This window comes from Streptomyces sp. NPDC048473 (assembly GCF_043200155.1).
Taxonomy (GTDB): domain Bacteria; phylum Actinomycetota; class Actinomycetes; order Streptomycetales; family Streptomycetaceae; genus Streptomyces.
On record NZ_JBICXE010000001.1, the window covers coordinates 264,707 to 278,418 of the forward strand.

Below are 13,712 nucleotides of genomic sequence, written 5' to 3' on the forward strand. Positions count from 1 at the left end.
TGAGGGCATCGGTTCAGCCGGTCGCCTCGGCCTGCGCTTCCGCCTCCGTGCGGTACATGCGGCGTACGCGGACCACACCCAGGTCGTGCTGGTACAGATTCTCCGCCTGGTCGGCGTCGGTGCGGAGCTCCTCCAGCATGACGCGGTCCTGTTCGAGAACCTCCCAGTGCCGGTCCTCCAGCACGGTCTTGTACAGGAAGCGCCAGGTGTCGCGCTGCCAGTCCGTCACGCGCCGGTAGCGCCAGAAGAAGACGGCGCAGCGCTCCTCGTCGATGGGGGTGGCCATGCCCACGATGCCGAACGGGCCGCCGGGGCCCGCGGTGGGCGGGTACGGGATGGTGAGGTCGACCCAGTCGACGCCGGTGCGGCAGAGCTCGACCCAGTCGAAGTTGACGCCGCTCTGGTCGGTCTTCTCGAAGAAGAAGCCGCGCTCGGTCTCCCGGATGCGGAAGCGGGCGGTGGTCTGCCCCTCGGACATGCTGTGCGAGTCGCGGTGCAGGAACGACCCGTGCATCGGGTCGAGCAGATTCTCCACGGCGTAGCGCCAGTTGACGTTCCACTCGGCGTAGCAGAGGAACGCCGTGGTGCCGGGGTCGGTGAGCTGCTCGGGCAGTACGAGCGGTGCCGGTTCGGGGTGCCGGCCGTCGCCGAAGTAGGCGAGGATCGCGCCGCCGGTCTCGATGACGTGGGGTGCGGCGACGAGCTGTTTGCCTTCGAGGTTGCAGCCGGGCAGCCCGGGGACGGCGGCGACGGTGCCGGTGCCGTCGACCTGGACGCCGTGGTACCAGCAGGCGATGCGGTCACCGAGGTGCTTGCCCAGGGAAAGACGGGCACCGCGGTGGGGGCAGCGGTCCTCCAGCATGTGCAGGGTGCCGTCGGCGCGGCGGAAGAGCAGCCATTGTTCGCCGAGGAGGGTGAGCCGCTTCATGCCGCCGGCGGGGACGAAGTCGGAGGGGCAGACGGCGTACCACTGGTTGCGGATGCCGGTGGCGAAGAGCCGGTCGGCGGTGCGGTTGCCGGGGAGGGCGACTTCGGAGGGCCGGGTGGCCTCGTCGGTGAGCGTCACGGTGGTGGTGTCGGTGGTCATGGTTGTCTCACGCTCCCAGTCGTCGCATCTCGCTGCGGAAGGTGTCCTCGGTCCACGGGCTGCCGTCGGGGGCGGGCAGGTCGCGGGCGTTGAGTCCGGCGACGAGGCCGGGCAGGTCGTGGGTGCCGGTGCCGAAGACCTCCTCGATCACTGCGGCGAGCTTCTTCTCGTACGGGGTCGGCTCGGCGCTGCGTGCCTGGTGGGGGTTGAGGTACTGCGGGGTTGTCATGTCGGCTCCCTTCGGGGGTGGTTCACAGATCGAGGACGAGGCGCGGGGTGCGGGAGCGGGAGACGCAGAGCATCATCGAGGCGCCCGCCGCCTTCTCGCCCTCGGAGAGCAGGAAGTCCCGGTGGTCGGGGGTGCCTTCGAGGACCTTGGTCTCGCAGGTGCCGCAGATCCCGTCGCGGCAGGAGGACGGCACGGTGATACCCGCACCTTCCAGTGCGTCGAGTACGGAGCTGCCGGGGCCGACCTCGACCGTGCGCCCGGTGCGGGAGCAGATGACGTCGAAGCCGGTGTCCTCGCCGTCGCGCGGCGGTGCCACGGGGGCGGCGAAGCGTTCCGTACGGGCGGCCGGGCAGCGTTCCTCGACGGCGGCGAGCAGGGGTTCGGGGCCGCAGCAGTACACCTGGGTACCTTCGGGAACGTTCCCGAGGAGGGTGTCGAGATCGATGTGCCCGCGCTCGTCCTGGGGTACGAAATCGACTGACCCGTCCGGGAGTTCGGCCAGTGCGGCGAGTTCCGCGCCGAAGGCCATCGAGGTGCGGCTGCGGCCTCCGTGGACGAGCCGCCAGGGGGTCCGTGTGCGGGCCGCCTCGCGGGCCATGGCGAGGATCGGGGTGATGCCGATGCCACCGGCGATGAAGAGGTATGCCTCGGCGTCGTGGCCGGCGTCCAGCTCGAAGTGGTTGCGGGGGCCCTGGACCTGGAGGATCTGGCCGGGCCGCAGCTGGGTGTGGATATGGGCGGAGCCGCCGCGGGATGCGGGTTCCCTGAGGATGCCGATGCGCCAGTGGGTGGTGTCGGCCGGGTCGGAGCACAGGGAGTACTGCCGGATGTGCCCGCCGATGTGTACGTCGATGTGGGCGCCGGGCTGCCAGGCGGGCAGCGGGCTGCCGTCCGGGTGGGTGAGTTCGACGCCGAGTACGCCGTCGGCCTCCCATGTCATCCGGTGGACGAGCAGGTCGAGCCGGGTTTCCTGGGTGCTGGTCATTGCGGGGTGCCTCCCAGCCCGGTGGCGGTCGGGGTCGCGGTGGCGGTCGCGGGGAGCTTGACGGGCGGGGTGAACGGGGTGTTCATCGGGCCGAGTGCGGCGAGGTCGATCTCGACGAGGACCGGCCCCTCGGCGGCGGTGGCCTCCTTGATGACGGGGCCCGCGTCGGCTTCGGAGGCGATCCGGGCGTACGGGAGGCCGACGGCGGCGGCGAGCCGCTCGAAGTCGGGGGTGGTGAGGTCGACGCCGGAGCGGCGCGGGAAGTGGTTGTCCTGCATGTTGCGCAGGACGCCGTAGCCGCCGTCGTTGAAGACGAGGAGGGTGAGGTGGGGCTTCTCCTGGGCGAGGGTGAGGAGTTCGCCGAGGTGGACGGCGAGGCCGCCGTCGCCCGCGATGACGACGGTGGGGACGTCCGGGCGGCCGAGGGCGGCGCCGATGCCCATGGCGAGGCCCTGTCCGATGCCGCCGCCGCGTGGGAAGACGTTGGTGGCCGGGTCGGTGATCTCCAGGAGCCGGTTGCCCCAGGTGGAGGAGGGGATGGTGACGTCGCGGGCGATCACGGACCCGGGCGGGCAGGCGTCGCGGATGGCGTCGTTGATGGCGGCCTGCGGTCCGATGGCGTGGCGCTGTGCGTTGCGGGCGTCGGTGCGGGCCTTGCGTACGCGGGCCGGCCAGCTCGTCTCCGTACCGCCGCTCGTCACGCGTCCCAGGAGTGCGGCGAGGACGGTCGTCGCGTCGCCGTGCAGGGCGCAGGTGGCCGGGTAGACGCGGCCCGGTGCGGCCGGGTCCAGGTCCAACTGGATGTGGACCCGGGGAAGTTCGAGGGTGTAGTCGGCGGTTTCGTTGGAGCGGAAGTGGGTGCCGATGGAGAGCAGTACGTCGGCTTCGGCGAGCAGTGCGCGGCCCGCGGGGGCGGTGGCGTAGTTGCCGAGGACCCGCTCGTCGGACTCGGGGACCGAGCCGCGTCCGGAGTTGGAGGTGACGAGTCCGGCGTTCAACGCGTCGAGCAGCGCGGCGAGTTCGGGGCGTGCGCTGTTGGCTCCGCCGCCCGCCCAGACGAGGGGGCGGCGCGCGGCGGACAGCAGCGCGGCGGCCTCGTCGAGGAGTGCCGGGTCGGGCAGCGCGGGCGCGGGTGCGGTCCGCACGGGTGTGCCGGTGAGCTGCTGGGGGGCGAACTGCAGGTCGATGGGCCATTCGACGCTGACCGGGCCGTGCGGGGCGGTCAGCGCGCGGGCGGCGGCGTCGCGCAGGATGTCGCCCGCGCTCGCGGCGTCGGTGACGGTGACCGCATGGGTGGAGACCGCGCGGAGCATACCGAGCTGATCCTTGGTCTCGTGGATGAAGCCGCGTCCGGAGCCGAGGTACTCGCTGTCGATCTGGCCGGTGATGTGGAGGACGGGGGTGCCGGAGCTGAGGGACTCGATGAGGGAGCCTGCCGCGTTGCCCGCTCCCGTGCCGGTGCTGGTCAGGGCGCAGCCGAGGCCGCCGGTGGCACGGGCGTAGCCGTCGGCCGCGTTGACGGCGGCGGCCTCGTGGCGGACGGGTACGAAGCGCAGATCGCGGTCGACGGCTTCGACGAGCGGCAGGTTGTGCACGCTGACGATGCCGAACACCGTGTCGACGCCGAGTCCGCGCAGCGTCTCGACGAGCAGGTCGCCGCCGTTGGGTTGGGTCATGTCGTTGCGCTCCTGAGGTACGTGAACGGGGGTGGGGGGGTTATGCGATGGATCGGTTGACGCCGCCGCAGACGTCGACGGTGGTGCCGGTGATGTACGAGGCCCTGGGCGAGAGCAACGCCGTTACGGCGTAGGCGACTTCGTCGGCGTTGCCGAGGCGGCCCAGTGCGATGCCGCGGTCGTCGGCGAGTTCGGCCTGCCAGGCGGCGTAGTCGAGGGGGCTGCCGGAGGCCGCGTACCGGCGTTCCCACTGCCCGGTGTCGACGAGGCCGAGGCAGACGGAGTTGACGCGGATGCCGTCGGGGGCGAGTTCCTTGGACAGGGAGGTAGAAAGGTTGAGGATGCCGGCGCGGGCCGCGCTGGTCGTCATCAGCCGGGTCTCGGGCTGCTTGGCGAGGACCGCGTTGATGTTGACGACGGAGGCGTTGCCGGATTTCCGCAGGTGGGGCAGGGCGGCGTGGAGGGGGTTGAGGACGCCGAAGAACTTGAGTTCCAGTTCGTCGCGCCAGTCGTCGGCGGTGGTCTCGGCGAAGGGTTTCATCCGGGAGGCACCGGCGTTGTTGACGAGTCCGTCGAGGCCGCCGAGGCGTTCGGCCGCGGCTTCGGTGAACGCCCTTACGGCGGCTTCGTCGCGTACGTCGCAAGGCGCGTGGTACAGCCTGTCCGGTCCCGCGAGACCGTCGAGGGCCGCGGTGAGGGCGTCGGCGCGGCGGCCGCAGGTGGCGACGCGGGCGCCTTCGGCGAGCAGCATGCGGACCGTGGCGAGGCCGACGCCGGAGCTGCCACCGGTGACGAGGATGCTGCGGCCAAAGAGGCGTAGGTCCATGTGGTGCTCCTTGCGTTCTGGGTGCGTCGGCTCGTCCGGCTGCCGTTTTGTCCTCAATCGCCGGACGGGCTTGATTTCAAACCCGTCCGGCGATTGAGGACGAGCTCTGCCGAAGGGCGGGTTTGATCTGCTCAGTGCATCGTGAAGCCGCCGTTGACGGCGAAGGTCTGGCCGGTGATGTAGCCGGACTCGTCGCCGACGAGGAAGGCGATCAGGCCGACCAGGTCCGCCGGTTGCTGCGGCCTGGAGATCGCCCTGCCCAGCCGGTACAGCTCGTGCCGTTCGGCGGGGATGTCCACGGAGGACTCCCCCTCCGTCAGCCCGGGGGCGACCGCGTTGACGGTGATGCCGAGGTCGCCGGTCTCGCGTGCCATGGCTCGGGTCAGGGAGATCACGGCGCCCTTGGAGGCGATGTAGTGGGCGAGTCGGGGTGATCCGTACAGGGCCGCGTCCGAGGCGAGGTTGACGATCCGGCCGCCTCCGCCTGCCACCATGAGCGGCAGGAGGGCTCGGGCGACCAGCCACGGGCCGCGGGCATTGACCGTCATGATGCGGTCCCATGCCTCGATGTCGATCTCGTGGAACGGCTTGCCGCCGACCGCGTTGGCCAGACCGGCGTTGTTGACCAGTCCGTACAGCCGGGTGGAGTCGCCCGCGAGGGTCGTGGCGAGGGCGTCGACGGAGTCCGGGTCGGCGACATCGAGCGGGTGGAAGTCCGCGGTGATGCCGTCGGCGCGGAGCTCGTCGGCGGCCTGCTTGCCGGTGGCTTCGTCGAGTTCGGCGATGACGACGCGGTGGCCGTCGCGGCCGATCCGGCGGGCCGCGGCCAGTCCCAGGCCGCGGCCGGCGCCGGTGACGACGACCGTACGAGAGGTGTCCGGCACACGGGAGGTGTCCGGCGTACGGGAGGTGTCCGGCGTACGGGAGGTGTCGTCGGTGGCCATCAGTCGCGGGTGATGCCGTGCATCGGGGAGTGCTCGGGGTAGGTCGGGACCTGCGGCTTCTGCGTACCGATGATCACGCAGAACAGGGCGTCGGTGTCGCCCTCGTTCTTCAGCGAGCGGGCCACTCCGGCGGGCACGACGATCATGTCGCGGTAGCCGAGGGTGCGGTACTCGACCTCGTCCGCGCCGCGGTGGATACCGACCCTGACCCGGCCCTCCAGGACGAAGAAGGCCTCCTCCACGTCGTGGTGGGTGTGCTCCGGGCCCTCGGCGCCCGGCGGGAGCAGCATGTTGGAGAACGTGAAGCCGCCGGACGGGATGATCCGGTTGTCGCTCTCGTGGTTGCCGGTGGCGCCGGAGCCGACGTAGCGGATCTGTGCGCGCTTGTACTGGTCGCCCGCCTTCGCCTGGAAGGAGAGGGTGTTCCAGTCGGGCTCGCGGGAGTCCTTGGTGGCGATCAGCGAGTCGGTGTACTTCGCGAGGTCGCCGTCGGTCTCGTAGGGGGTGTTGTCGATGGGCACGGGATGCTCCTCGGATCGTTGGTGCGGGTGGGGGCGGGCCGTCGTCAGGCGGGGATGCGGGCGACGACGTGGAGGTGGGCGCGGACCCAGGCGTTGAACGCCTCGGGCCGTTCCTGGTTGGAGAGGTGACCGGCGCCGGAGAGGGTCACGTACACGGACTTGGTGAGGGCGCCGGCGATGGCCTGCGACTCCTCGGTTCCGGTGACGTTGTCCTCCTCGCCGCACAGGACGAGGACCGGTGCGGTGATCGTCGGCAGGTCGTCGGTGAGGTCGGCCTCGGCCATCGCCTCGGCCGCGTACCCGTATCCGGGCGTACGGACGGAGGCGGCCATGGTCGCCACGACCCGTTCGACGAGTGCGGCGGGCGCGTCGCCGGAGACGAGGCGCGGGCCGCGGGCGGCGGCGAAGGCGTCCGGCCCCTCGGCGGCGAGCCGGGCCGAACGGCCGCGCATGGCCTCGGCCTTGTCCGGGTGGATGCCCGAGCCGCGGCTGGAGTCGGCGACGACCAGCGAGTCGACGAGGTGGGGGTGGCGGGCGGCGAGGCGGAGTGCGATGACGCCGCCCCAGGAGACGCCGAGGACATGGGCGCGGCCGCCGCGTTCGCGGATGAGTGCGGCGGCGGTGTCGGCATAGCCGTCGAGGCCGGGGGCGCGGTCCGGGTCGGCGGAGGCCGCGTAGCCGGGGGCGTCCCAGGCCACGACCCGTACCCGGTCGGAGAGTCCGGCGAGCTGCGGGGCGAAGGCGGCGGACGAGGAGCCGATGCCGTGCAGGCACAGGAGCAGCGGCGCGTCCGGGTCTCCGGCCTCCACGGTGTGCACGGTCCCGTTGGTCCGGGTGGCGGTCACAGGATCTGTCCCGCCCGTCCGACGACGGCGCCGAGGCTGCGGAGCACGGCGTGCGGCACGACCTGGCTGGTGGCGGGGTTGGCCGCGTCGGGCCGGTGGGCGACCTCGAAGCGGTACGTGCCGTGCGGCCCTTCGGCCTCGATGACATGCCGGGTGAGGGTGGCGGCGGGGTCGGCGACGACGACGACCTGGACGAGATCCGGGTCGCCGGTGGCGAGGGCGACGGATGCGGCCACATTGGTCGACTTGGGGAACTTCACCGGGACGTCGCGGGCGGTGCCGCGCATCACCTCGACCGGCTCGGTGGTGGTCCGCAGCCGCTCGGTCAACTCGGCGTCCATCCACGGCTGGTGGAGGGTGGCGGGCAGCTTGGTGGTGGTCAGGGTGACGGAGGTGAGGGCGCCCAGTCCCCGTACGGCCTGGAGGAGGTCGAGTCCGCCGACGGCGCCACCGGTGAAGTAGACCCGGCCGGGTCCGGCGGCCCGCAGCCGGTCGACGAGTTCGGCGTCGACGAGTGCGCCGGTGGAGGCGATCAGCAGGTCGGCGCCGCTGTCGAGGACCCGCTCGGCCCACTCCCGTACCACTGCCTGCCCTGCGGCTTCGACGATCAGGTCACAGACGGCGAGGGCGTCCTCGAACGACAGCTGGGGTGCGGGGGCGTCGACCAGGGGCCGGTTGTCGACGATGCAGGCCAACTCCGCACCGGGGACGCGCCCTTCGGCGAGCGCGGTGCCGACGACCCGGCCGATGGCTCCCCAGCCGACGAGGCCGATGCGGCGCACGGGACGGGTCGAGAGGGTGGAAACGGCGGTGCTCATGAGGTCACCTGTTCGGGGGTGTCGGTGCGGGGCAGCGGCCGGGGATCGGGTTCGCCGGCCATGTGGCAGCGGATCTGTGACGACGGCGGTCCCGCGGTCCCCCACAGGTCGGAGAGCTCGGGGACCCGCCGCCAGACCTTGGCGATCCAGGCGTCCTCGACGATCTGGGCGACCTCGGAGGTGTATTCGCAGACGAGTCCGGCGGGGTCGGTGAAGTACGAGAAGGTGTTGTTGCCGGGACCGTGCCGGCCGGGCCCCCACTGGGGGTTGATGCCGTGGTGCCGGAGCCGTCCCAGACCGCGCATGAAGTGGTCGACGGACGTCATCTCGTACGCGACATGGTTGAGGGAGGCCCACTCGGCCTGGTTGAACGCGATGCAGTGGTGGTCGGCGTTGCAGCGCAGGAAGGCCATCTGGTGTTCGGACCAGTCGGAGACCCGCAGCCCGAGGACCGAGGTGTAGAAGGCGACGGCGGCGTCGATGTCGGTGGTGTTGAGGACGGTGTGGGTGACGCCGACGGGTACGGCGCTGTCGCGGCCGCGCGGGGCGACGGCGTGGGTCTGGGCGCTGAGCTCGATCAGCCGGCCCTCGGGGTCGGTGAAGCGGAGCCCGTAGCCGCCGCCGACCTGGTCGAGGGGGCCGGGTCCGGCGACGGGAACGATGCCGCGGGCGAGGAGGCGGCGGGCGGCCTCGTCGATCTCGGCGGGGGTGGCGACGGCGAAGGTGATGCGGCCGAGGCCGTTGCGCTCGCCGCGGGTGAGGGCGAGGACGTGGTGCTCCTCGCCGGTACCGCGCAGCCAGGTGGCGTCGGCTTCCCGTTCGACGGGTTCCAGTCCCCAGACCTCGCTGTAGAAGTCGGCGGACTCGGTGAGGGCCGGAGTGTGCAGCTCGACGGAGCGCAGGGCGCGCAGCCGGGCGATCGGTTCACGCGGCTCGGGCTTCCCGGTGGGGCGGGCGTGGAGGTTCTCGTAAGCCATGATGTTCTCCAACTCCTCTCTCTGCAACATCAGTTGGCGGCCCAGGGCAGCGGTGCGGTGCCGGTGCCCCAGTAGAGGGACTTCTGCCGCTGGTAGCCGCGGATCAGATCGCGGCCCTTCTCGGTGCCGATGCCGCTGTCCTTCAGCCCGCCGAACGGGGTGGAGATGCTGAACTGCTTGTACGTGTTGATCCAGACGGTTCCCGCGTCGATCCGGCGGGCCAGCCGCCAGGCCCTTGCGTGGTCCCGGGTCCAGATGCCGCAGGCCAGGCCGTACACGCTGTCGTTGGCCTGGGTGACGAGGTCGTCCTCGTCATCGAAGGGCAGGGCGACGACGACCGGGCCGAAGATCTCCTCCTGGCAGACACGGGCGGTGTTGGGCAGGCCGTCCAGGACGGTGGGAAGGTAGTAGGCACCGTCGCGGTAGAGGTCGCCTTCGGGCGCCGCTCCCCCGCATCGCACGGTGCCGCCCTCCTCGCGAGCCAGGTCCACGTACGCGGCGACGCTGTCGCGGTGCCTGTGGTGGACGAGCGGGGCGACCTGGGTGTCCGGGTCGGTGCCGGGTCCGATGCGCAACTTCTCGGTACGGGAGACGAGTTCGCCGACGAACTCCTCGTACCGCGCACGGGCGACGAAGAGCCGTGAACCGGCGATGCAGCTCTGTCCGCTGGACGAGAAGACGCCGTACATGACACCCGCCAGGGCCTGCTCCAGGTCGGCGTCCTCCAGGACGATCGTCGGGGACTTTCCGCCGAGCTCCAGCGATACGGGGATCAGCTTGTCGGCGGCGACGTGCGCGAGGGTGCGCCCGGTGTTCGTACCCCCGGTGAAGGTGATCTTCCCGACGGCCGGGTGGCGGACGATCGCGTCACCGATGACGCTGCCGCGGCCCGGCAGCACGGAGAGCAACGCGGCCGGCAGACCGGCTTCGGTCAGCGCCCGGTGGACGAGGCGCCCCAGCGCGAGGGCGACGAGCGGAGTCCATTCGGCGGGCTTGAGAAGCACGGCGTTACCCGCCGCGAGTGCGGGGGCGAGCTTCTGGGCATCGCTGGCGATGGGCGAGTTCCAGGGGGTGATCGCGCCGACGACGCCGATCGGCTCATGGACGCTCATCGTGATGTACGGGCCGCGGGACGGGGTGATCGCGTCCTCGGCGGTCTCCAGCGCGGCGGCGGTGTAGCGGAAGGTGCCGGCCGCGCTGAGCACGAGGGCGCGGGTCTCGGTGCGGCATTTGCCGGTGTCGGCGGTCTGGAGTGCGGAGAGCCGGTCGGCATCCTGCTCGACGAGGTCGGCGATGCGGTGGAGCAGCCGGGCCCGCAGATGGGCGGGCAGCTCGCGCCAGGCGGGGTCCTGGGCGGCGTGGGCGGCGGCGATGGCGGCCTCCTCGACGTCGGCGAGGGATGCGGCGTGCACGGTGGCGATGACCTGGCCGGTGGCCGGGTCGACCGTCTCGATGAGGGCACCGCGGCCCTGTCGCCACTGCCCCGCGACCAACACCTCGTCGGCAAGCATCAGTTGGCCTCCTGCTTTCGGTTCGGTTACCTCAGAGCTAAAAATCTAAGCGCTTAAGTAATTGACCGCAAGACCCCCAGGCAAAATCTCCCTTTGCCCTGGAGGTCTTGACGGCAACCACCGCCGAGCCGGTAAAACTTAAGCACTAAGAAGCTAGGCGCTTACAGAGAACAGTGACAAAGAGCGGCAGGCGAGAACAGTGGGCGAGTTCACAAGCTCACGAGCCCCGCACGGCCACCCCACACCCGTACGCTCGCCTCACCCCCGTACCCCTCTGAACTCTTCTGCACCTGGCTCCCCAACGGCTCCGCCCCCACACGGAGCAGGAGGAACCCCGGATGAGCCCCGATATCTCGCAGGACGCCTCACCCGACGCCGCACCGGCCCGGGCCACCCGCGCGTCCATCGCCGCCCGCTTCGAACGGCTGCCGCTCTCTCGCTGGCATGTCACCGTCCGGCTCATCGTCGGCGTGGTCACCTTCTTCGAGGCCTTCGACCAGCTGCTGATCGCGTACGCCCTGCCGGAGCTCCGCCGGGAGTGGCACCTGACCACCGGCGACGCGACGGCGGTGCTCACGGTCGGCTCGGTCGGCATGCTCATCGGCGCGCTGCTGTCGGGCCGCCTGGCCGACCGGTTCGGCCGGGTCAGGGTGATCGCGTACTGCGTGGCCGCCTCGGGCGCGGTCAGCCTGGCCCTCACGGCCTGCACCTCGCTCAGCCCGTTCCTGGCACTGCGCTTCGTGCAGGGCCTGGCGATCGGCGGTGAGGTGCCGGTGGCGGCGGCGTTCATCAGCGAGATCACCCGAAGCTTCAAACGAGGCCGCTTCGTACTCCTCTACGAACTGGTCTTCCCGGCCGGCCTGACGATCGGCGCCCTGGCCGCGGCCTGGGTGGTCCCGGCAGCCGGCTGGCGCGTGATGTTCGCGATCGCCGCCGTGCCCGGGCTGCTCGCCTTCCTCGTCCAGCGCAAGGTCCCCGAGTCACCGCGCTGGCTGGCGGACCGGGGCCGGCTGGCGGAGGCCGAGACGGTGATGGCCGGGATCGAGGCGAAGGTGTCGGCGGCGACGGGCGAACCACTGCCGCCCCTGGGCGCCCCTGCAACCCCCGCTCCTCCCTCCTCGGCGGACCCCGCCCCCTCCGGCATGCGCGGCCTGTTCACCGGCCGCTACCGCCGCCGCACGGTCGTCGTCGGCGCGATCTGGTTCACCGGTTACTTCGTGAACTACGGCATCACGTCGTGGCTGCCCAGCATCTACAAGGACGAGTACGGCCTCACCCTCTCCGACGCCCTGCTGTACTCCACCGTCACCTCGCTCGCGGGCCTGCTCGGCTGCCTCCTGGTCGCCTTGACGGTGGACGTCCTGGGCCGCCGCAAGATCTTCGCGATCTTTTTGGGCGGCGCGGCGGCACTCCTGCTCACCCTCGCCGCGCTGGGCGCCCACACGCCCGCCCAGGTCCTGATCTGGACCTCCCTGTCGGCGGTCGGCTTCTTCGGCGCCAACATCTGCCTGTACCTGTACACCCCCGAGCTCTACCCGACGCGCATGCGCGCCCTGGGCTGCAGCGTCGGCGGCGCGGTCAACCGCCTGGGCGTGATCCTGGGCCCGATCCTGGTCGGCATGGTCTACGCGGCCGGGGACGGCGTCACGCCGGTGTTCGTGATGCTGGGGGCGGTGGCACTGGCGGGCGCGGTGGTGGCGGGCGCCTTCGCGGAGGAGACGGCGAACCGCCCGCTGGAGGAGATCTCGCCGTGAGGGGCGCTCCCCCTGTCACTCCCGGCCGCCGCGGGACATCCGGTACCCGTCGTTCATGAGATCCCGGAAGGACCGGTACAGTCCGTCGCCGGATCGCCTCGTCGTCCGACTATGACCTTCTGGAGGACGCGCGGTTGCTGGTCGGGTACGCCCTGGACGCAGGCGGGCGCGACAACATCACCGCGCTGCTCATCCCCGTCACAGCGGGCTGCCCCATGCGACCGCGATCAGCCACTGGCCGGACCCCTGCAACCGTACGGACGACTGCCGCGTCCCGCGTTGCGACAGGCGCTGCAGGCTGGTGCCGGGCGGGAGTATCGGGGCAGATGGGAACCGACAGTGTCCGAAGCGGTGAAGGGGGATACCGACCCGGGCGTCGGGCGCTCGCGCGGTGAACGGTGGCGGGTCGTGGGAGTCGTGCCATGGGGAGTGGCCGCGGGCGCGGTCGCCTGGTGTCTCGCGGGAAGTTGGCGCGCTGCGCACATGGAGAACTATCCCTGGAACGTATGGACTCCGATCGGCTATGGGGCGGTCAAGGGCGTGTTCCTGGGGCTGCTGGCCGGCTGGTGTGCCGTGTTCAGCCTTCGGGTCGCCCGGGCGGTCTGCCGGAAGGAGGTCGGCGGGGCGGGGCGTTTCGCGTGCCTGGTCTTCGTCGGCGGGCTGCTGGGCGGACTGGTGCCCGGGTCGGTCCGGGACTTCATGGGTGCGCCGCAGCCGCGGACCCTGTACTACTTCGACGGGCCGAGGCCCGAATCGCAGTGGTACTGGCGTCCGTTGCTGTCCGAGTGGCTGACCTGCACGGTGCTGCCGGCACTGGGCTGCGCGGTGCTTCTGATGGTGGGTGCTCTGGTGTCCGCCCGGTCCTCGCGCCGCGAAAGCGTCGGCTGGGCAGTGCCGGGCCTGGTGGGAGCGGGACTACTGGTCCTCCCGCACTACGCGGCCGCCGGGCTGCCCGCTCCGGAGGGCAACGGCGACCACGTCAACGAGTCGGCCTCGGCCGGGCTCCTCGTCCTGGCCACGGGGCTCGGTCTGCTGGTGAGCGCCTGGGTGGCATGGTCGAGGCGCAGACGGCCGGCCGGGCAGTCCGGCCCGCGCATGCGGCGGGCCGACGAACGTCCCTCGGCCCGAGACGAACGTCCCTCGGCCCGATGAGACGAGGAGAGCAGTTCCCGCGTCAGTCAGAGGCCGGTCGGCCCGCAGCGCTCATGCCTCCCTGTTCGTCACCGATTCCTCCGCGATCCGCTCGTGGTGGCGGATGACCTCCGCCACGATGAAGTTCAGCAGCTTCTCCGCGAAGGCCGGATCCAGGTGCGCGCTCTCCGCCAGCTGCCTCAGGCGGGCGATCTGACGGCTCTCGCGGGTCGGGTCGGCCGGGGGGAGGTGGTGGGCGGCCTTGAGGTGGCCGACCTGCTGGGTGCACTTGAAGCGCTCGGCGAGCATATGGACAACAGCGGCGTCAATGTTGTCGATGCTCGCGCGCAGCCGGTTCAGTTCCGCGCTCACGGACTCGTCGATGTCCCTCGTGGTCATGGTCAACGA

14 protein-coding genes are annotated in these 13,712 nt (G+C 71.4%); 2 read left to right on the forward strand and 12 right to left on the reverse strand.

Annotation, left to right across the window (positions count from 1 at the left end; genetic code table 11):
* Positions 1 to 13: 13 nt before the first annotated feature.
* From ACGFU7_RS01255 to ACGFU7_RS01305, 11 genes are all read right to left on the reverse strand, one after another.
* Positions 14 to 1,087 (reverse strand): Rieske 2Fe-2S domain-containing protein, encoded by a 1,074-nt coding sequence (locus tag ACGFU7_RS01255; protein WP_393691078.1) that lies wholly within the window; start codon positions 1,085 to 1,087, stop codon positions 14 to 16.
* 7 nt (positions 1,088 to 1,094) lie between these two features.
* The gene (locus tag ACGFU7_RS01260) at positions 1,095 to 1,316 is read right to left on the reverse strand and encodes a recombinase-like helix-turn-helix domain-containing protein (RefSeq protein ID WP_266362133.1); all 222 of its coding nucleotides are present in this window, start codon (positions 1,314 to 1,316) and stop codon (positions 1,095 to 1,097) included.
* 22 nt (positions 1,317 to 1,338) lie between these two features.
* On the reverse strand, positions 1,339 to 2,301 hold the full coding sequence (locus ACGFU7_RS01265) for a PDR/VanB family oxidoreductase (protein ID WP_393691080.1): 963 nt from the start codon (positions 2,299 to 2,301) through the stop codon (positions 1,339 to 1,341).
* On the reverse strand, positions 2,298 to 3,977 hold the full coding sequence (locus tag ACGFU7_RS01270; protein WP_393691082.1) for a thiamine pyrophosphate-binding protein: 1,680 nt from the start codon (positions 3,975 to 3,977) through the stop codon (positions 2,298 to 2,300). Before ACGFU7_RS01270 ends, ACGFU7_RS01265 begins: the two co-directional genes overlap by 4 nt.
* 40 nt (positions 3,978 to 4,017) lie before the next feature.
* Entirely contained in the window at positions 4,018 to 4,803 is a 786-nt protein-coding gene (locus ACGFU7_RS01275; protein ID WP_393691084.1) for an SDR family oxidoreductase, read from the reverse strand.
* Positions 4,804 to 4,934: 131 nt separating this feature from the next.
* Positions 4,935 to 5,687 carry an SDR family oxidoreductase gene (locus tag ACGFU7_RS01280; protein ID WP_393691819.1) on the reverse strand — a complete coding sequence of 251 codons (753 nt, stop codon included), beginning with the start codon at positions 5,685 to 5,687 and terminating at the stop codon, positions 4,935 to 4,937.
* A gap of 59 nt (positions 5,688 to 5,746) precedes the next feature.
* Positions 5,747 to 6,268, reverse strand: coding sequence for a cupin domain-containing protein (locus ACGFU7_RS01285; protein WP_393691086.1), 522 nt, complete (start codon positions 6,266 to 6,268; stop codon positions 5,747 to 5,749).
* 44 nt (positions 6,269 to 6,312) lie between these two features.
* Entirely contained in the window at positions 6,313 to 7,113 is an 801-nt protein-coding gene (locus ACGFU7_RS01290; RefSeq protein ID WP_393691088.1) for an alpha/beta fold hydrolase, read from the reverse strand.
* The gene (locus ACGFU7_RS01295; protein ID WP_393691090.1) at positions 7,110 to 7,931 is read right to left on the reverse strand and encodes an aspartate dehydrogenase domain-containing protein; all 822 of its coding nucleotides are present in this window, start codon (positions 7,929 to 7,931) and stop codon (positions 7,110 to 7,112) included. The genes ACGFU7_RS01290 and ACGFU7_RS01295 overlap by 4 nt, the downstream gene beginning before the upstream one ends.
* The gene (locus ACGFU7_RS01300; RefSeq protein ID WP_393691092.1) at positions 7,928 to 8,908 is read right to left on the reverse strand and encodes a VOC family protein; all 981 of its coding nucleotides are present in this window, start codon (positions 8,906 to 8,908) and stop codon (positions 7,928 to 7,930) included. The genes ACGFU7_RS01295 and ACGFU7_RS01300 overlap by 4 nt, the downstream gene beginning before the upstream one ends.
* 29 nt (positions 8,909 to 8,937) lie before the next feature.
* Positions 8,938 to 10,419, reverse strand: a complete 1,482-nt coding sequence (locus ACGFU7_RS01305) for an aldehyde dehydrogenase (RefSeq protein WP_393691093.1) — start codon at positions 10,417 to 10,419, stop codon at positions 8,938 to 8,940.
* Positions 10,420 to 10,757: 338 nt separating this feature from the next.
* Between ACGFU7_RS01305 and ACGFU7_RS01310 the strand changes: the two genes are divergently transcribed.
* The gene (locus ACGFU7_RS01310; protein ID WP_393691095.1) at positions 10,758 to 12,173 is read left to right on the forward strand and encodes an MFS transporter; all 1,416 of its coding nucleotides are present in this window, start codon (positions 10,758 to 10,760) and stop codon (positions 12,171 to 12,173) included.
* 483 nt (positions 12,174 to 12,656) lie between these two features.
* Positions 12,657 to 13,325 (forward strand): hypothetical protein, encoded by a 669-nt coding sequence (locus ACGFU7_RS01315; RefSeq protein WP_393691097.1) that lies wholly within the window; start codon positions 12,657 to 12,659, stop codon positions 13,323 to 13,325.
* Between the two features lie 51 nt (positions 13,326 to 13,376).
* Here the strand turns inward: ACGFU7_RS01315 and ACGFU7_RS01320 are convergent, their stop codons facing one another.
* The gene (locus tag ACGFU7_RS01320; protein WP_393691099.1) at positions 13,377 to 13,703 is read right to left on the reverse strand and encodes a chorismate mutase; all 327 of its coding nucleotides are present in this window, start codon (positions 13,701 to 13,703) and stop codon (positions 13,377 to 13,379) included.
* Positions 13,704 to 13,712: the final 9 nt, after the last annotated feature.